General features: G+C 71.1%; 22 protein-coding genes and 1 pseudogene. 12 read left to right on the plus strand and 11 right to left on the minus strand.

What is annotated here, in order from left to right; all coding sequences use genetic code 11:
- Positions 1–59: 59 nt before the first annotated feature.
- A complete protein-coding gene (locus tag ID574_RS50630) occupies positions 60–1,199 on the plus strand; it encodes a CobW family GTP-binding protein (RefSeq protein ID WP_223167915.1) in 1,140 nt (379 codons plus the stop codon).
- A gap of 24 nt (positions 1,200–1,223) precedes the next feature.
- Here the strand turns inward: ID574_RS50630 and ID574_RS50635 are convergent, their stop codons facing one another.
- Positions 1,224–2,327 (minus strand): epoxide hydrolase family protein, encoded by a 1,104-nt coding sequence (locus tag ID574_RS50635; RefSeq protein ID WP_188196247.1) that lies wholly within the window; start codon positions 2,325–2,327, stop codon positions 1,224–1,226.
- An 85-nt stretch (positions 2,328–2,412) separates the two neighbouring features.
- On the opposite strand from ID574_RS50635, the gene ID574_RS50640 reads away from it, so the two are divergent.
- Entirely contained in the window at positions 2,413–3,396 is a 984-nt protein-coding gene (locus tag ID574_RS50640) for a helix-turn-helix transcriptional regulator (RefSeq protein ID WP_188196248.1), read from the plus strand.
- Here the strand turns inward: ID574_RS50640 and ID574_RS50645 are convergent.
- Positions 3,377–3,739 carry a winged helix-turn-helix transcriptional regulator gene (locus tag ID574_RS50645; RefSeq protein ID WP_223167916.1) on the minus strand — a complete coding sequence of 121 codons (363 nt, stop codon included), beginning with the start codon at positions 3,737–3,739 and terminating at the stop codon, positions 3,377–3,379. The genes ID574_RS50640 and ID574_RS50645 overlap by 20 nt on opposite strands.
- 58 nt (positions 3,740–3,797) lie before the next feature.
- Between ID574_RS50645 and ID574_RS50650 the strand changes: the two genes are divergently transcribed.
- Complete coding sequence (locus ID574_RS50650) at positions 3,798–4,667, plus strand: SDR family oxidoreductase (protein ID WP_188196250.1); 870 nt, start codon at positions 3,798–3,800, stop codon at positions 4,665–4,667.
- A 15-nt stretch (positions 4,668–4,682) separates the two neighbouring features.
- Here the strand turns inward: ID574_RS50650 and ID574_RS50655 are convergent, their stop codons facing one another.
- Positions 4,683–5,408 carry a phytanoyl-CoA dioxygenase family protein gene (locus ID574_RS50655; RefSeq protein ID WP_223167917.1) on the minus strand — a complete coding sequence of 242 codons (726 nt, stop codon included), beginning with the start codon at positions 5,406–5,408 and terminating at the stop codon, positions 4,683–4,685.
- A gap of 62 nt (positions 5,409–5,470) precedes the next feature.
- Here ID574_RS50655 and ID574_RS50660 point away from each other — a divergent pair, with 62 nt between their 5' ends.
- The gene (locus ID574_RS50660; RefSeq protein ID WP_223167918.1) at positions 5,471–5,767 is read left to right on the plus strand and encodes a TetR/AcrR family transcriptional regulator; all 297 of its coding nucleotides are present in this window, start codon (positions 5,471–5,473) and stop codon (positions 5,765–5,767) included.
- Positions 5,768–5,770: 3 nt separating this feature from the next.
- Here ID574_RS50660 and ID574_RS50665 read toward each other — a convergent pair whose 3' ends face one another.
- From ID574_RS50665 to ID574_RS50690, 6 genes are all read right to left on the minus strand, one after another.
- Positions 5,771–5,929 carry a hypothetical protein gene (locus ID574_RS50665; RefSeq protein WP_188196251.1) on the minus strand — a complete coding sequence of 53 codons (159 nt, stop codon included), beginning with the start codon at positions 5,927–5,929 and terminating at the stop codon, positions 5,771–5,773.
- Positions 5,930–5,955: 26 nt separating this feature from the next.
- Positions 5,956–6,498: an MOSC domain-containing protein gene (locus ID574_RS50670; RefSeq protein WP_188196252.1), complete on the minus strand. Its 543-nt coding sequence runs from the start codon at positions 6,496–6,498 to the stop codon at positions 5,956–5,958.
- 175 nt (positions 6,499–6,673) lie between these two features.
- Complete coding sequence (locus tag ID574_RS50675) at positions 6,674–7,009, minus strand: SDR family NAD(P)-dependent oxidoreductase (RefSeq protein ID WP_188196253.1); 336 nt, start codon at positions 7,007–7,009, stop codon at positions 6,674–6,676.
- Between the two features lie 79 nt (positions 7,010–7,088).
- The gene (locus ID574_RS50680; protein WP_188196254.1) at positions 7,089–8,099 is read right to left on the minus strand and encodes an alcohol dehydrogenase catalytic domain-containing protein; all 1,011 of its coding nucleotides are present in this window, start codon (positions 8,097–8,099) and stop codon (positions 7,089–7,091) included.
- A 110-nt stretch (positions 8,100–8,209) separates the two neighbouring features.
- Positions 8,210–9,079 (minus strand): helix-turn-helix transcriptional regulator, encoded by an 870-nt coding sequence (locus ID574_RS50685; RefSeq protein ID WP_188196255.1) that lies wholly within the window; start codon positions 9,077–9,079, stop codon positions 8,210–8,212.
- A 103-nt stretch (positions 9,080–9,182) separates the two neighbouring features.
- On the minus strand, positions 9,183–9,935 hold the full coding sequence (locus ID574_RS50690; protein ID WP_223167919.1) for an ABC transporter permease: 753 nt from the start codon (positions 9,933–9,935) through the stop codon (positions 9,183–9,185).
- A gap of 131 nt (positions 9,936–10,066) precedes the next feature.
- Here ID574_RS50690 and ID574_RS50695 point away from each other — a divergent pair, with 131 nt between their 5' ends.
- From ID574_RS50695 to ID574_RS63185, 8 genes are all read left to right on the plus strand, one after another.
- The gene (locus ID574_RS50695; RefSeq protein WP_442939432.1) at positions 10,067–10,552 is read left to right on the plus strand and encodes a hypothetical protein; all 486 of its coding nucleotides are present in this window, start codon (positions 10,067–10,069) and stop codon (positions 10,550–10,552) included.
- Positions 10,553–10,557: 5 nt separating this feature from the next.
- Positions 10,558–10,812, plus strand: coding sequence for a DUF3817 domain-containing protein (locus ID574_RS50700; RefSeq protein WP_188196256.1), 255 nt, complete (start codon positions 10,558–10,560; stop codon positions 10,810–10,812).
- Positions 10,813–11,790: 978 nt separating this feature from the next.
- Positions 11,791–12,252, plus strand: coding sequence for a hypothetical protein (locus ID574_RS50705; protein ID WP_188196257.1), 462 nt, complete (start codon positions 11,791–11,793; stop codon positions 12,250–12,252).
- Between the two features lie 163 nt (positions 12,253–12,415).
- Positions 12,416–12,556, plus strand: a complete 141-nt coding sequence (locus tag ID574_RS50710; RefSeq protein WP_188196258.1) for a hypothetical protein — start codon at positions 12,416–12,418, stop codon at positions 12,554–12,556.
- Positions 12,557–12,642: 86 nt separating this feature from the next.
- Positions 12,643–12,924, plus strand: a complete 282-nt coding sequence (locus ID574_RS50715) for a hypothetical protein (protein WP_188196259.1) — start codon at positions 12,643–12,645, stop codon at positions 12,922–12,924.
- A gap of 2 nt (positions 12,925–12,926) precedes the next feature.
- Positions 12,927–13,541 (plus strand): hypothetical protein, encoded by a 615-nt coding sequence (locus ID574_RS50720; protein ID WP_188196260.1) that lies wholly within the window; start codon positions 12,927–12,929, stop codon positions 13,539–13,541.
- Between the two features lie 83 nt (positions 13,542–13,624).
- Positions 13,625–14,311 (plus strand): IMP cyclohydrolase, encoded by a 687-nt coding sequence (locus tag ID574_RS50725; protein WP_188196279.1) that lies wholly within the window; start codon positions 13,625–13,627, stop codon positions 14,309–14,311.
- A 17-nt stretch (positions 14,312–14,328) separates the two neighbouring features.
- On the plus strand, positions 14,329–14,679 hold the full coding sequence (locus tag ID574_RS63185; RefSeq protein WP_223167922.1) for a DUF6262 family protein: 351 nt from the start codon (positions 14,329–14,331) through the stop codon (positions 14,677–14,679).
- Positions 14,680–14,776: 97 nt separating this feature from the next.
- On the opposite strand, the pseudogene ID574_RS63190 reads toward ID574_RS63185, so the two are convergent.
- Together ID574_RS63190 and ID574_RS63195 are read right to left on the minus strand one after the other, a co-directional pair.
- Positions 14,777–15,073 (minus strand): annotated as a pseudogene (locus tag ID574_RS63190) (ribbon-helix-helix protein, CopG family); the annotation flags it as partial.
- Between the two features lie 21 nt (positions 15,074–15,094).
- Entirely contained in the window at positions 15,095–15,337 is a 243-nt protein-coding gene (locus ID574_RS63195) for a helix-turn-helix domain-containing protein (RefSeq protein WP_188196280.1), read from the minus strand.
- Between the last annotated feature and the right edge of the window lie 822 nt (positions 15,338–16,159).

Consider the following 16,159-nt stretch of genomic DNA (forward strand, 5'->3'; position numbering starts at 1 on the left):
GGTCGCCAATCTGTGCCATGATAACGACAACGATTTTCATTTTGGCAACTGGAGGTTCGGTGCCCACTCCCGTCGTCCTCGTCGCGGGCCTGCACGGCCCGGCACGCACGGCCACCGTCGAGCGGCTGCTGGCCGACCACCCCGGCTCGGTCGCCGTCCACCACGACCTCACCCGGGTCGCCGGCGGCCTGGTCCGGCGAACCGTGCGCGACCGGGCCGGCGTCAGGGACGAGACGGAGGTGCGGCTCGCGCACGGCTGCGTGACCTGCACCGTGCGCGAGGACCTCATCCCGCAGCTGATCAGGCTGGCGCCCGCCGCCACGCTGCTGATCGCCGACCTGTGGGATTCGGTGGAGCCGCGCTCGGTGGCCGAGGCCGTCGACTGCCCGGAGGCTCACGACGTGCTGCGGCTCACCGGCGTGCTCACCGCGCTGGACGCCGCCGCCATGCCCGATGACCTGACGTGCGGGGAGCGGCTGGCCGAGGTCGGCAAGATGGCGGCCGCAGGCGACCAGCGCTATCTGGCGGAGGTCATGGCCCGGCAGATCGAGTACCCGACCGCTCTGGTGCTGCACGGCGGCGACGAGGGCGACCGGGAGCTGTCGCGCGCCGTGCTGTCCCACCTGGCCCCCGTCACGCCGGTCCACCTGGTCACCGGCCTGCCCTCCGTCACCGGGCCGGCCGTGTGCGCCGCTGAGCTGGCCGAACGCGTCGAACCCGGCACCGCCCGGCTGCCGTGCGACGCCCAGACCGACGAGATCGTCACCATGGTCTGGCGCGAACGCCGGCCGCTGCACCCGGGCCGGCTGTTCGAGGCCGTGGACGAGCTGGTCACCGAGTCGGTGCGCTCGCGCGGCCGCTTCTGGCTGGCCACCCGGCCCGACCGGATGCTGGCCTGGGACGCCGTGGCCGGGATCGTCTCGGTCGAGGACGCCGGACCCTGGCTGGCCGCGCTGCCCGGCGCCGCCTGGGACCTGATTTCGCCCGCGCGTCGCCTGGCCGCCTCCCTGGACTGGGACCCCGAGTGCGGCGACCGCGTGCAGCACCTCGTCTTCACCGGCCCCGACCTCGACACCGGCCGCTTGCGCGCCCTGCTGGACTCGTGCCTGCTCACCGAGCGCGAGCAGCGTGAGCAGCGCGACGGCCGGCGTCTCGACGACCCGTTCGGCCCGATCCTCGACCTGAAGGAGATCGCCTGACCGGGGCCGGAAAGGGAAGAGCCGTCACTTGAGCCCGGAGAAGAAGCCCCGCAGGTCGGCGGCCAGCACCTCGGGCGCCTCCATGGCGGGGAAGTGCCTGCCGCGCTCGTACTCCGTCCAATGCGTGCCGGCGGGCGGGTCGAGCAGCTTGCGGACCGTGGCGTCGGCGCCGAACACCGCGAACGCCTGCGGCACAGCCGGCGGCGCGCCCCAGTCGGAGGAGTGCGCCTGCTCGTACAGGAAACGCGCGGCTGAGATCCCCGAGCCGGTGAACCAGTACAGGCTGACGATCGTCAGCAGCTGATCCCGGTCGTAGGGCAGGTCGGTCCACTCCTCGAACTTCTCCGCGATCCAGCCGAGCTGCCCGGCCGGGGAGTCGTTGAGCAGGTATCCGATGGTCTGCGGCCGGCTGTTCTGGATCGCCAGGTAGCCGCCGCCCTCCTGGCGGAACTGCGCCATCCGCTCCAGCGCCAGCTGGTCCACGGGGTTATCCGGGTCCAGCCGCTCGGCCATCCCGGGCAGGAACGTGGCGGTGTTCGCCGCCGTGAACGGGTCGGTCACCACGTGGAGCCCGGCCACGTGCTCGCCGTCGAGCCCGGCCACCGCGCCGGACACGCCCGCGCCGACGTCGCCGCCGTGCACGCCGTAGCGGTCGTACCCGAGACGGCGCATCAGCTCGACCCAGGCCCGCGCGGTGCGGCCCATCGCCCACCCGGCCTCGCCAACCGGGGTGGAGAAGCCGAAGCCGGGCAGCGACGGCACCACCAGGTGGAAGTCCTGCCGCAAGTGTCCGATCAGGGTGGTGAACTCGGCGAACGCACTCGGGAACCCGTGGGTGAGCAGCAGCGGCAGGGCGTCGGGGTTGCCGGAGCGGACGTGCAGGAAGTGGATCGGCTGCCCGTCGATCTCGGTGACGAACTGCGGGAACTCGTTCAGCCGCGCCTCGGCGGCGCGCCAGTCGAAACCATCAGCCCAGTACGCGGCCAGCTCCTTCAGGAACTCCAGCGGCACGCCGCGGCTCCAGCCCGAGCCGGGCAGCTCGTCGGGCCAGCGCGTCCTGGCCAGCCGGTCGGCCAGGTCGTCGACGTCGGACTGCGGGATGGCGATGCTGAACGGCCGGATCTCCATCGGAATTCTCCTTCGCATCGGGATACCCCGACGCTACGGGCCATTCAGGAACGGCTCTTTCCGGAATCGGGAGCACACTTGAAGAATGTTGGAGACCTCGGCCCGCCTGCTGAAACTGCTGTCCCTGCTCCAAGCCCGCCGCGACTGGACGGGCGACGAGTTGGCCGCCCGCCTGGAGGTGACCACGCGCACCATCGGCAACGACATGGAACGGCTGCGCGCCCTCGGCTACCCGGTGCAGGCCACCCCAGGAGCGGCCGGCGGCTACCGGCTCGGCGCCGGCGCGCACCTGCCGCCGCTGCTGCTCGACGACGAGGAGGCCGTCGCCATCGCCGTGAGCCTGCGCACCGCCGCCGGCGGCACCGTGGCCGGGATCGAGGAGACCTCCGCCCGCGCGCTGGTCAAGCTGCAGCAGGTGCTGCCGTCCCGGCTGCGCCGCCGCGTGGACGCGCTGCAGGCGTACACGGTGCCGGCGCCCTGGTCGGGGCCGAGCGTCGACGCCGGCGTCCTGACCACGATCGCGACCGCCTGCCGTGATCAGGAGCGGCTCCGCTTCGACTACCGCGACCACGACGGCGGGCACAGTCTTCGCGTGGCCGAGCCGCACCGCCTCGTCCACACCGGCCGCCGCTGGTACCTGCTGGCGTGGGACCTCGACCGCGACGGCTGGCGCACCTTCCGCGTCGACCGCATCCGGCCCCGCACCCCGGCCGGTCCCCGCTTCACCCCGCGCCCGCTGCCCGAGGGCGGCGACGTCGCCCGGCACGTCGCCCGCGGCGTCGGCACCGCGACCTGGCGCTACCGCGCACGTGTGACCGTCCACGCGCCCGCCGAGCGGGTGGCGGCGAAGCTGCCGGTGCCGGCCGAGATCCGGCCGCTGGGCGAGGACCGGTGCGTCTTCGAGCCCGGCTCGGACGATCCCCTGATGCTGGCGAGCTACCTGGCCATGCTCGGCGAGGACTTCACAGTCGAGGGCTCACCCGAGCTGATCGCGGAGCTGCGGAGGCTCGCCCAGCGCTTCCTGCGTGCCACCGGCGACGGGCCCGCCGTCAGTGATCCTCCTCGGTGAGCGGATGCTCCTCGCCCCACACGAGCATGGCGTAGAGGATGCCGCTGAGGCTCTGACCCTGTTCGGTGAGCTCGTAGACGACCCGGGGCGGCACCTCCGCGTGCACCGTACGGGTGAGGATCCTCTGATGCTCCAGGGCACGCAGCCGGTCGGTGAGCGTCTTGGCGCTGGGCTCGCCCAGGGCGGACCGCAGCTCCCCGAACCGCTTGGGGCCGGTCAGCAGCTCCCGGATGATCAGCGTCGTCCATTTGCCGTCGAGCACCTTCAGCGTCCGCTCGACACCGCACCCCCGCGGGCACGCCGTCTTCAGCCGGGAGACGAGGTCCACCCCATTGGTTTCCACACGGAAACAATATTTCATCCTAGGTACTACTTCATATGGGAAACTAATGTGCCGGTCCATGAGCAGATCAACCGTCGTCGTCCATGGAGCGACCGGCACCCAGGGCAGCCCTGTCGTCCGCCGTCTCCTCGCCGCGGGCCATCGCGTCCGGGCCGTCGTCCGCAGCGCCTCCGCGCCGGGCCTGCCCGCCGGCGCCGAACCGGTCGTCGCCGACCTGTCCGTTCCCGCCTCCCTCACCGACGCCTACGCCGGGGCCGACGCGGTCGTCGTGCAACTGCCGCTGGCGTTCGCCGCCGACTCGGCGGTGCCGCAGGCCGAGGCGGTGCTCGGCGCGCTGAAGGGCGCGGGGGTGCCGCGGGCGGTCTTCAACACTGGAGGCCCGCCCGTCGCCGAGCCCATAGGGGTGCCCTTCGTGGACGCCCGGGTGCTGCTGGCAGCCGAGCTGCCGGGCGTCGTCGACGTCGCCGCGGTGGTCGGGCCGGCGCGCACGTACATGGAGAACCTGGCCGCCCCCTGGTCGCTGCCGCTGGTGGCCGGGGGGGAGATCGCCTACCCGCTGGCCGCCGAGCTGCCGGTGCCGTGGCTCGCGCTCGACGACCTGGCCGCCGCCATCGCCGAGCTCGTCACCGACCCCGCCCCGCCGCCGCTGCGCATCGTGGCCGGCCCCCAGGCGCTGACCGGTGACCAGGCCGCCGCGGAGCTCGCCGCCGCGCTGCGGCGCGACCTGCGGTGGCGGACCGTCGAGCCGGGGGAGTACGAGCGCATGCTGGCCCCGCACCTCGGGCCCGAAGCCGCCGCGGGGATCGCCGCCGCCTACACCCCGCCCCCGCCTGGCACGCCGCCGCCTCCGGCCCCGGACCCGGCGCTGATCAGGACGGGGACGACGAGCCTGCGCGAGTGGGCCACGCGGCAGGACTGGCGCTGCTGACCACGGCGGTGCGCCTCACCAGCCGGCGGCCCGCGCGAGGGGCGTGTCATCGCCCGGCGCCAGCGGCTTGGCCAGCACGATCGGCATCTGCGCCATGAACCGCGGCTCGGCGCCCAGGTGCTCTTGAGCGGCGTGCACGGTGAACGGATGCAGCACGTACGCGTCCCCCGGCCGTCCCGTCGCCAGCGCCACGGGACGGTCACGGCCCGTCTCGTCGAAGAGCGGCCCGGACTTCATGGGGTCGATCACCTGCTCGTCCAGCACCGCGGCCAGGTCACGCTGGGACCCGGCGCGCACCCGGGTGGGCGCGTCGTCGGGGCCGACCTCGGAGAAGAGCACCAGCAGCAGCAAGGTGCCCGGCCGTCCGCTCACCCCCCACGTGCCGTCGGGCCGCTGGGTGTTGTGGTCGACGTGCCAGCCCCGGTCGTCGGCGGGCGGCACCCGCGGGAACCGGATGGGGATGTTGCCGACGCTGCCGCGCGGCGCCCATCCGCCCGGGCCGGCGACGGCGTCCAGCGCCGCGTGCAGCTTCGGGCTGGCCATGATCTGCCCGAACGGCCCCTGCCCGGTCAGGTCCGCCGCCCACACCACCGGCTGCGTCCACCCGGAGGGATCGTCCGGTGACAGGCCGATCTGCCGCCACAGCAGCGCTCTGGCCGCATCCCCGACCTCGCGCGGCACCACCGCCTCCACCTTGGCGAATCCGTCGGCGATGAACCGGTCGACGTCGATCATGTTCATGCTCGGCACGATACCGACGCCGTCCACCGATTTTCCGGTGGCAGCCGCCACCCATCGAACTCATGCCAGTTCCCAACGGCTCGACCATCGACCCCGGCCGCACCCGGGCCGCCATCCTGACGGCGGCCACCGGTTTGCTGTACGAGCGCGGACTCGACGGCATCGGCGTGGCCGAGCTGTGCACCCGCCTGGGCGTGTCCAAGGAGACGCTCTACCGGCACTTCGGCACCAAGGACGGCCTCGTCCAGGCCGTGCTGGAAGCCCGCAGCGACCGCGTGGCCGCCCGTCAGGACCTGGCGGCGGCCGGCGAGCACGCCCGCCAGGCGGCCCTCTCTCTGCTGTCGGCCGCCGCCGGCTGAAAGTCAGCCGCCGATCTCCTCGGCGGGCGGAGCGGCGATCACATGCCCGCCGCCCCATTCCCGGATGCGGACGCCGAGCTCCATGGACAGACCTTCCACCGGCTCGGGGACGACGCTGCCCATCAGCCCGGACGTCTGGGTGCGGCACCCCTGACGCCTCATCCGGCCCCGATCGGCCCCGGGGGAGGTCAGACCCGGTCGAGGGGGCGGTGCGGCCCGGCCGGGAGCTCGACCTTGATCACGTCGCCGGGGCGCACGACGCCACCGGTCCTGACGACGCTCATGACGCCGGCCTTGCGCACCACGTTGCCCTCCGCGTCGCGGCCGACGACCTGCTTGAGCAGGCCGTTCTGGAAGTTGTCGATCTGCAGGCAAGGATTGCGCACCCCGGTCAGCTCCACCACGGCCTCCTCGCCGATGCGCAGCAGGGTGCCGACTGGCAGGCCCAGCAGATCGAGGCCCTTGGTCGTGATGTTCTCGCCGAGCTCACCCGGCTTCACCGTGAAACCCGCCTCGCCGACCTCGGCGAAAAGCTCCTCGTGAATGAGGTGCACCTGGCGGAGGTTCGGCTGGGTGGGATCCTGGGCGACCCGGGAGCGGTGCTTGACCGTCACGCCCGCGTGCACGTCCCCCTCCACGCCGAGCCCGGCGAGCAGGGTGATGCTCACCCGGTTCGGCTTGGTGAAGGAGTACTCGCCGTTGCTGCTGACCGCCGTAACCGTCCCGCTCATCCCGTTCAACCCTTCTATATGGCATTGCCGCACCCGCGACCCTAACGCAGGCCGCCTCTGGGGAGCCGATGGGGAGAGCCTGGGATCGCGTGCGCCGGCACCGGGCGGCTGCAGCGCGGCCAGCCGCGCCCCCACCTGCTTCATCAGCCCGCCGTATCGCTCGTCATAGGCCGGATCACGGCCTGCTCGGCCGGGTGGCCGGCGTTGGCGGCGGGATGCCACCCCTGGTGGAGCCGGAGCCGATCCACACCAGCAGCCCGTGCTGCCGCCCGCGCATGTGCGGCAGGATCGCCCGGTTGAGCCGCTGCGTGCCGAGCATGTCCAGCTCGACGGTCCGCAGGTCGACGTCGTGTTCCTCGGCGTACGCCGCGGCTTCCGCCACGCGCCCGGCGTTGCGGCCCGTGGTGGCGCGCGTCGCCGCGTACACGGTGTGACCTGCACGCGCCAGGGCGCGCGCGGACAGCGCGCCGAACCCCGAACTGGCGCCGGTGATGAGGATGGTCTTGCTCATGAGGCACTCCCGGGCATGGGACTGCCGCCGTCCTGCGTCGAGGACGGAACCCGGTGGCTTGCTGGAAGACGAAGAGGCGCTACTCGAAGGTGATGACGCGGCGACCGCCGCCGGTCCCGCCGCCCATGGCCTCCAGCGTCGCCGAGGCCTGGTCGAGGGTGATCGGCGTGATCGCGGGCAGGATGCGGTGCTGTGCGGAGAAGGCGAGCGTGTCACGCAGATCGTGCGGCGAGCCGGACGGCGAGGCCATCACCCGCAGGCGGTTGAGCACCATCGGCTGGGCCTGCAGCGTGAGCGGCGTGTTGTCGTAGCCGCAGAGCACCAGCGTGCCGTCCGGGGCCAGCCCGGTGAGGACGGCGGAGGCGGCCTCGTTGGACGGGGCGGCGTTCAGGATGACGTTCGCGCCGCCGTCCCACGCCCTGAGAGCGGCGGCGGGGTCGGTGTCGCGACTGGCCACGAACAGCTCCGCGCCGAGCTCCTTGGCACCCGCCTCGCCGTCGGCCGACCGGCCGATGACCGCGACCCGCGCGCCCATGGCCAGGGCGTAGCGGATGGCGAGCGCGCCGATGCCGCCGCTGCCGATGATCGCCACCCGGGAGCCCGGGGCGGCCCCGGCCCGCCGCAGGGCGTTGAACGCGGTCAGGCCCGCACACATCAGCGGCGCCGCGGCCACCGGGTCGAGCCCGGCCGGCAGCGGGGTCACGTATCCGCCCTTGAACAGGCCGTACTCGGCGTAGCCGCCGTCGGCGACGATGCCGGTGATGCGCTTGGACGGGCAGAGAATCTGATCGCCGGACACGCAGTAGCCGCAGTGGCCGCACGAGTCGTACAGGAACTGGGCCCCGACCAAGTCGCCCACGGACAGGCCCGGCACGCCGCTGCCGAGCACGGCGACCGTGCCGGTGATCTCATGGCCCGGAACGATCGGGAAACGGGCGAACGGGTAGTGGCCGCGCACCAGGTTCAGATCCGTGAAGCACACCCCGCAAGCGGTGATCTTCACCAGGACCTCGCCCGGGCCCGGCTCCGGGACCTCGCGATCCATCAGGGACAGCGGGGCGTTCACCCCGGTGGCGAGTGCTGCACGCATGACGGTTCCCCTCCTCTGCGGAACTCGGGCGGAGACGTCTCCGTCAGGGAGGACGCCCCCGCACCGCCTCCCCTAGAGTGCCCCGGACCGGGCCGCGCATCCTGGGGTGCTCAACCCCAGGATCGGAGCAGCCCGAACGCCGGGCCCGGCGAGTCGCGCCAGACCTCGGCCGGGTCGAGGGCGTGCAACGCCGGCACGACCTCTGGGTCGTCCGGCACGAACCAGAGCAGCCGCTGCTCGGTGTCGGCGGTCACGATGCTGTTGCAGGTGACCTTGAGGATGCCGAGGGCCGGATTGACGATCCGCTTGTACTCCTCGTGGCGCACTTTCACCTCCCGCTCCCGCCACAGCTCGGCGAACTCGGCGCCGGCGGACAGCAGATGGCGGACGAGCGCGGCACCGGCCCGGTCGCCGGGGCCGCGGCGGGCGACCGCGGCACGCAGGTCGGAGACGAGCAGCCGGGAGTGGTAGTCGTGGTCGTCCGGCGGGTAGAGGTCGCGGGTGGCCGGGACGGTGAACCAGTGGTAGAGGAAGCTCGCCCGGATCCCGGTCAGCCCCGCCTGCGGCCCCACCAGGACCTGCGCGGCATGGTTCTGCACCACCACCTCGTGCATGTCGGTGACCACCATGGCGGGGGTGTCCTGCAGGCGCTCCATCAGCTGGCGAAGCGCGGACTGCATCTGGAGCGGCTCCGCGCCGAACGGCGCCGGGTGCCCCGCCAGGTGGAACACGTGGTCGATCTCGTCGGCGTTCAGGCGCAGGGCGCGGGACAGCGCGTGCAGGACCGGCTCCGACGGGCACTGCCCGCGGCCCTGCTCCAGCTCGGTGTAGTAGTCGGCGGACATGCTGGCCAGCTGCGCCACCTCGTCCCGGCGCAGGCCGGGCACGCGCCGCCTGGCCCCGGGCGGCAGGCCGACGGCCTCCGGGCTCAGCCGGTCCCTGCGCGACTTCAGGAACCACCCAAGCTCACCCAGGTCCACCGCGTCCTCCCGCTGCTCCTCGTTCCCCTGCCGACTCTAGAGCGGTCCCGGCCGGCGCGCTCCACCCCGCGACGCCGCCGATGGCGTGCGGCGCGGCCGGGGGTCACGAACCCCGGCGGGGGAAGGCTCCGCGAGCGGCGAGCTCCACCGTCACCAGGATCGCCACGGCCTCGGCCGCCAGCAGCGCCACCAGCACCACGAGCTGCACGATCCCAGCCTCGATCGGGCTGGACCCGCCGATCAGCATGCCCACGAACGCCCCGGGCAGCGTGACCAGCCCCACCGTCCTGGTCTGGTCCAGCGCGGGCACCAGCGCCTGGGCGGCCGCGGGACGGCAGATCTCCAGCGCGGCGTCGCGCGGGCTGAACCCCAGCGCGAGAGCCGCCTCCACCTCTCCCTTGCGCTGGGCGAGCTCGTCCAGCGCCCGCCGGCCGGCCAGCGTCGTCGCCGTCAGGCATCCGCCCAGCAGGATCCCGGCGACCGGGATGACGACGATGCCGTCCGTGGAGATCGCTCCGCTCGCCAGCAGGATGGCCAGCACGGGTGCGGTGCCCGCCGCGATCGGCACCCCGGCCCACCACAGCGCCCGGCCGCCTGCGATGCGGCGGCCTGCGGTGAAGGTGGCGACGCCGTACATGAGCAGGATGAAGGCCGCGCTCGCCGCGGAATGGGCGACGACCGAGGCGATCACGACGGAGACCACCGCTAGCTGCAGGGCCGCCCTCAGGCACGCCGTCACCACGGCCTGGCCGTGACCCAGCCGCCCCGCCCAGGCCACCAGCGCGCCGAGCGCGGCCAACAGGAGCAGCACGATCGGCAGCCACGCGGTGAGGGAGATCAATGAGGAGGTACGCACGCCAAGCAGTTTCCCGCGCCCGTGCAGCGGCCGCGCGCCGGGGCGGGCGGCGTCACCCGACCCTACCTTCAGGGCGACTGAAGCCTCGGCTAGGCTTCAGACATCCTGAAGGTTGAAAGGGAGGGCAAGAAGTGCTGGAACATGTCCTGCTGTCGATACACGTCCTGGCCAGCATCGTTTTCGTGGGGGGCTCGGCCGTCGCGACGAGCCTGTTCCCCCGGTACGCGCCGGTCGCCATCGCCGCCGTTCCGGCCGGCGCGGCGGCGGGCCTTCCACCGGACCACGGCGAGCGCAACCGGGGTGTGGCGGTCGCGCTGCACCGCATCACCCGCGGGTACGCCGTCTTCGGCCTCGTCGTGCCCCTCGCCGGCATCGTGCTCGCCGGCGTCCAGGGCCGCATGGGGGAGATCTGGATCACCATTTCCATGATTCTCACCGCCGGGGCGGGAGTGCTGCTCGCCACGCGGATCTACCCGCTCCAGCGCGACGCGCTCAGCGACCCCGACGACGGCCGGCGGCTGCGCAAGCTTTCCATGCTCGCCGGCTTCTACAACCTGACCTGGGCGGTCGTGGTCGTCATGATGATCGTCCGGCCCGGCTCGGGCGCGGGGGAGTGATCGACATGCGGCTCTTGCGCATCGCGGCCGCCGTCGAGGCCGCGTCCCTGATGGTGCTGCTCGCCAATCTGCTCACCGTTCACGCCAAGGCCATCACGACCGTTGTCGGCCCGCTGCACGGCACCGCGTATCTCGTCGTCATCGTGGCCGCCTCGCTCGCCCCAGCCGCCGCCGCCTCGGGAGCCCGCCCGCAGGCGTTCATCCCTGGGATCGGCGGGCTGCTCGCCGTACGGGCCCTGGCGGCGGTGAGGGAGGGATGATGGGCGCGTACCGGGACCTGGCCGTTCCCCTGGACCCGGCTCACGCTCAACGCGACGCGCTTCGCCAAGGGATCGAGAAGCCGGCGATCTTCAACCACAGCAGGCGCAGCTACCTCTACGGGCGCTTCCTCGGCGAGCAACAGGGCCTGGGCCGGGCCGCGACTACTACGACGAACTCCTGTTACTCGGCTGAGGTCCTGGGGTGCCAGCTAGAAACGTGTCATGAGCCCAAACGGCGGCGTTGCCGGCCCGCGTGGTGCACGGGCTCGCCATGGCTTCGGCGACCTCAGTGTCGCTGACGGTGATCACCTGGTCGAGAAGCGCCCGGTTAATGGAGAAACGGCAGCGGCGCCGGGCTGGTGTGGGTGAGCCCATCCGCGATCGTGGCCGGCGTCTGCTCACGCCGCGGCCTTCGCCCAGCGACAGCGCGGTGTCTGCCCCCGTTCTCCGGCTCCACGCCGATCACTCGCACGTTCGGGCTGAGGGCCTTGCCGCTCGTGCGGCGGACATCGCGTCGCGGGGGCTGAACTCATCGCCGTGTCCGTGGCGCATGTAGCGGGTGACCCAGACCCGGTCCCGGCGCCGGGCAGGGTCGGTCGACGGCATGAACCTTTTCCAGGCGGTCGCCCCGGTTGGCCGCGATCACGCGGACGACACGGACGGCCCGCCGCAGCCGGGGGCCGTCGGGGATCATCACGCCGGCGGGAACTTCGCCAGGCGGCGTCGTCCAGTGCGGAGCCGGCGTACTGCAGCGGTAGCGAAGGGCGTCGAGGTCGGTCATGTGTGAGTTTCAGCGGTAAGTGGCCGCGAGCCTTCAGAGATATCTGGCCGATCCACCAGGACCAGGGCAGGGGGTTCGACCCACGACATGCTGTGGACATACCACTGCTATACCGCCGGTCTTTAGCATCCTTCGCGGTGCTCTGATCACAGGCGGAGCACCGCGAAGTTCTCGTTAACTGACAAGGATCGAATTTCATGCGGAAGCTCTCCCCCTCGAAGATGCTCGCCACTGTTGTCGGGGTCTCTGCGGCCTTCGCCGTACTGACGCCGGCCACGACCGCCACGGCCTCCACCACCACCGCCTCCTCGAGCGTCTCGTCCGCCGGTTGCAAGGACAAGTGGAGCAAGCTGAGCACGAAGGACGGCTTCGTCAGCTACGTCCTGAAGCTCTGTAGCAACGGCTACGGCGAGGCGCGCGGCAGCGTGACGGACACCAAGAACGACGCCTGGACGACCGTGGTCGAGGTCTCCTTCAAGAAGAGCAACGGCAACGAAATTTACGGCGGGTACAAGGAGGCCGGCCGGAACAGCGGCCACAAGAGCTTCAAATGGTCCAGGACCCTCACCAACCTCGACCGGATTACGATCAGGGCCAAGCGCTGCCTCCCGAGCACGATCGTGTGCAACAACACCAAGACCTACACGCTCTACCCCTGATCTGAGGCGTGGCAGTCGGGTCGCCAACGGTTGTCGGTTTCGGTGAGAAATGGCCGAGACCTTCGGAGCTATCGGGCCGCGCGTACCTTCGTGCAGCCGAGTAGCCGCCGCGACCGCCGCAGTAAATACCGGATTTACTGCGGCAGACAGAAAGCTGATCGCCATGCGTGATGACGCAGCTCCGATCGTCGGCGACGACGGGTGGGCGCCCAACGAGTTCATCGACGCCTGCTTCGCCTCCGGCCGCACCCGCGCGGCCGCCGGGCTGGAGGCGATGGCGACCGGCGACTCGACAAGACGCTGATCGCCGCGATCGGCCTGCGGCTGGCCGGCGAGGACGCCGAAGCCGAACTGCGCCGGCTCACCGGCAGGCAGGTCCCGGCCCCGGCCGTGGGCAAGGTGCAGGCCCGGCACCTGGCCGGGCACGTCAAGGCGGCGCCGCTGCATCTGCGCGCCGCCGAGACCATCGCCATGCAGGCGGGCGTCGATCTGCTGACCACCGAGCGACCCTGGGAGAACGAGCCAGCCCGGGTCCTGCTCGGCGCCTCCGACGCGGTCGAGGCAGCCGACACCTGCGCCATCCGCACCGCCGACGCCAACGGCTGCGGCGAGGAGACCTGGCGCGTGCAACGCTGGTGCGGCGAACCCGACGGCGCCCTCCCGCAGGTGTGACCATGAGCCAACCCGCGCCCGCGCCGACCGGCAGCGCCGCCGTCATCCCGCTGCGCACAGACCGGCCGGCCACAGACGCCGAAGCCGTGGAGGCCTGCCTCCGCTCGGCCGGGATCGCCGCCTCCTCCCAGCGCATCTACCGGATCTCGCTGCTGTCCTGGGCGGTGGCTGGCCGCCGGCCAGCAACCGCCGCTCGGCGCGCCCGCCGTGGCGCGGTGCCGCCCGCCGTGGCGTTCACCGCGCTGGGCGAGACGGACGGCACGACACCGGCCGCCGACGTGCTCGCCGCGGCCTTCGCCCAGCGGGCCCGGCTGGTCGACGCCGACACCGTCGACCGCGAGCTGTCGGTGCTGAGGGCCGCAGTCACCTGGTGGCGCGGTCGCGGCTGGCCGACCGGCAACCCGATCATCGGCATCGAGCGCCGTCCCGCACCGCCGGACCGCACCCGGGCACTGTCGCGCGAACAGATCGCCGCCCTGTTCGCGTTGAAGGCGGCAGCATCGACTGGTGCATCCGGAGCGAGTCGGCGCCACCCGCACCGGCTCGAACGGAGGCGGCGGTGGCTTCATCTGGGGCTGTTGAGCGAAGTAGCTGGTCAGCCGCTTGAAGGTCGGTAAGGCACCTCAGGCAAGTAGGCTGGCCGCGGCTGCCGCCGGTGGATCAACGAGCGGCCAGATCACGAAAGGGAGTTCGGGTGTCCATGCCGCCGCTGCGGAAGATTCTCCAGGCCAACCGCTATCCGGGACGGAGCGTAGTGTGGGCCAGGACTCTCGATGGTGCGATGTGTGGCGGCTATCTCCTGACCGGCCGTAGCCAGGCGTCGAAGGCGCGTGCTTTGCGCCTGGTCGGTCACGAACTCGTCGTCGGCCCAACCGATCCAACCCCGAACGATCCACTGCGACACTACGTTGCCGCCACGCAACGTGACAGCTGGCTTGTGTTCGGCAACGGGGAGCAGGTAGCCACCGTGGCCGATCGCCTGCAGGCGGGACGGCCGCCAGTACTCGCGCTGGACGGCCTGGACTATGAACCTGATCCGCCGATCTTCACGCCGCGAATCACTGTGATCGTGAACCTGGCCTCCCCCGCGGATGCCTGGTTCGGCGCCGCCCGTCGCAGCCTCAGCGACCGAACCTCGACCAATCTGCTGACTCTCTCCATCCGGGATCTGGCTCCCGGCGATGCCGTGCTGATGACCACCTATGTATCCGATGGCCAGCGCCTGGTCACCGGAGAGCCGTTCATCGAAGCCCTGACTGAAGCAGCCGATCAGCACGAGTTCCTGGACGAGTTGTGGGAAGCACTTGTTCCGCAATTCCGGGTGGCGGCCGCGACCTTCACGCCCCAAGACCTTGCTGGGACGGCTCTGCGCCACCAAGGTCCGTAACTGGGTGCGTCCGCATGATGGCCGCCATAGCGCGAAGGCGTCCCTGGTCAGCCTGCCGCTGGCTCGGTGAGGCGGGTCAGACGGCCGCCACCACCCAACGAGCGGGGCAAGGCCTGCGCGACATGATCCGTCGCGGCGATCGGATCACCTTCCGGGCCCTGGCCCAGAGCACAGGCGTCTCTCTCGACTTCCTCTACCGGAACGCGAGATCCGCCGCCGCGTTGAGCAGCTCCGCGACCAGCAGCGCAGCAGCCCACCGGCCGCTCCTCCACGCGCCGACCCTGACCAGCCCAGCAGCGTCATCCGTACCCTTGCCAACCGACTCACCGAGCTCAGACGGCGTCACCGCGAGGAGATCGCCACCCTGAACAAGCGCTGGAAGCCGCCCACGGCGCGAACCTCGAACTTCGTCGCCGTGTCGGCCCCAGAACGGCCGACGACGCCATGGGCTCGGAGCAGCAATCACTAGCCGAACCAGCAAGGACAGTCCATGGGGGGATGCAGGCCGACGCGTCCATGGACGTCTTCAACGCCGTGGCCGAGATCCGCAAGGCCGCGGGTCCGCCCTGGACGCCGCCCTGGCGGCGTTTTTGGACGAGAGCGGGACGCTGCCGTGAGTTCCTGTTCCCGAACCGTTGATCTCGGAGCAGTGATCAAGCAGTGAGGGGCCAAAGCTAGGTAGGTCTCCAGAGCGCAGCTGATCAGCTCACTGCGGGACGGGGCGCCCATGGCGGCGACCAGGTCGTCGATGACCGCCGTGTCCGCCTCCGTGGCCTGGAACGACTAATTCGGCGGCGACCATCGCGCGCGGCGGCGGCCATGGGTAGACGCCGCATGCCGGGGCGGGAACAGGCTGTCCTCACGCCGCTGGTCGGCGCGTGAGCCCTTGAGTGCCCGATACAGCGTCGAGCGGCCGATGCCGAGCTCACGCGCGATGTCCGGGGCGCGGACTGAAACAATCTCGCTGCCGCAAATCTGGGTACAGCCCCGCGGACATGGTGTACCGCAGAAGTCGCAGGAAGGTATTGCAGAAGTTCTGGCGGCTTTTCAACCCAACGCTCGACGACGCCACCACGGTTTACTTATACGTTCTTTACTGATGATGGTCAGTGTCAAGGGCGGGGAGGTCGACGTATTCGTCAGCTTCGACCGCACCTCAGTTTCTGATCCTCTCGTCCGTTTCCCCCAAAAACGCATTGTTTGCCTGCCTGATCAGGGCTGCCGAACAATGCTGCCGCCGCAATCCTGGTTGGCACAGGCCCCCAGGGGGAGCGGTCCCGGGACCGCTCCCCGATGGGAACCTCTGACTGATTCTCGGCACTCAACGTCCCCTCAGCGACGGCCAGTCAGCAACCACAGATGTCCCCACGTACCAACGAGGAGAGCGCAATGAACAAGCTGTTTTCTGCCAGGAAGCTAGCGGCAACGGCCGCTGCCACAGTCGTCCTCGCCATGGGAGTTCAGGCTTTGAACACTTCCGCTGCTCATGCGTCAGTCTGTCGGGCCATTGTGACGACTACCAGTACCGCCTACTCCGACTGCATTCCTGACCGGGTGCAGTGGGCTCACCGCATCGTCGTCAAGTGCGTCTATGACGCCGCTCCGGACACAACGCGACGCGGCGGATGGGTGGGCGGGTACAGCCGCTCATATGTGCGATGCCCGGGAGGCCCCAACTTCCGAGGCATCGGGCGCGCATGGGTTGAGGAACACTCAGACAATTAACGAGCTTGAAGGCGTGATGTCGTCAGATTCAGACCGGTTACGGCGAGGCATCCGTCGATGACTTCGCGGCGGTATTGGAGTTGGCGAAGCCCTCGTCGAAGGACGCCGAGTAGGTGGTCTGGA

Origin of the sequence: Nonomuraea sp. SYSU D8015 (assembly GCF_008065375.1) — a bacterium.
Taxonomy (GTDB): domain Bacteria; phylum Actinomycetota; class Actinomycetes; order Streptosporangiales; family Streptosporangiaceae; genus Nonomuraea.

Bases quoted from the DNA above. Each gene is read 5' to 3' on its own strand.
- ID574_RS50635 (WP_188196247.1), bottom strand. From the start codon at position 2,327: ATGGAGATCCGGCCGTTCAGCATCGCCATCCCGCAGTCCGACGTCGAC.
- ID574_RS50640 (WP_188196248.1), top strand. From the start codon at position 2,413: ATGTTGGAGACCTCGGCCCGCCTGCTGAAACTGCTGTCCCTGCTCCAA.
- ID574_RS50650 (WP_188196250.1), top strand. From the start codon at position 3,798: ATGAGCAGATCAACCGTCGTCGTCCATGGAGCGACCGGCACCCAGGGC.
- ID574_RS50655 (WP_223167917.1), bottom strand. From the start codon at position 5,408: ATGAACATGATCGACGTCGACCGGTTCATCGCCGACGGATTCGCCAAG.
- ID574_RS50660 (WP_223167918.1), top strand. From the start codon at position 5,471: ATGCCAGTTCCCAACGGCTCGACCATCGACCCCGGCCGCACCCGGGCC.
- ID574_RS50665 (WP_188196251.1), bottom strand. From the start codon at position 5,929: ATGAGGCGTCAGGGGTGCCGCACCCAGACGTCCGGGCTGATGGGCAGC.
- ID574_RS50670 (WP_188196252.1), bottom strand. From the start codon at position 6,498: ATGAGCGGGACGGTTACGGCGGTCAGCAGCAACGGCGAGTACTCCTTC.
- ID574_RS50675 (WP_188196253.1), bottom strand. From the start codon at position 7,009: ATGAGCAAGACCATCCTCATCACCGGCGCCAGTTCGGGGTTCGGCGCG.
- ID574_RS50680 (WP_188196254.1), bottom strand. From the start codon at position 8,099: ATGCGTGCAGCACTCGCCACCGGGGTGAACGCCCCGCTGTCCCTGATG.
- ID574_RS50700 (WP_188196256.1), top strand. From the start codon at position 10,558: ATGCGGCTCTTGCGCATCGCGGCCGCCGTCGAGGCCGCGTCCCTGATG.
- ID574_RS50705 (WP_188196257.1), top strand. From the start codon at position 11,791: ATGCGGAAGCTCTCCCCCTCGAAGATGCTCGCCACTGTTGTCGGGGTC.
- ID574_RS50710 (WP_188196258.1), top strand. From the start codon at position 12,416: ATGCGTGATGACGCAGCTCCGATCGTCGGCGACGACGGGTGGGCGCCC.
- ID574_RS50720 (WP_188196260.1), top strand. From the start codon at position 12,927: ATGAGCCAACCCGCGCCCGCGCCGACCGGCAGCGCCGCCGTCATCCCG.
- ID574_RS50725 (WP_188196279.1), top strand. From the start codon at position 13,625: ATGCCGCCGCTGCGGAAGATTCTCCAGGCCAACCGCTATCCGGGACGG.
- ID574_RS63185 (WP_223167922.1), top strand. From the start codon at position 14,329: ATGGCCGCCATAGCGCGAAGGCGTCCCTGGTCAGCCTGCCGCTGGCTC.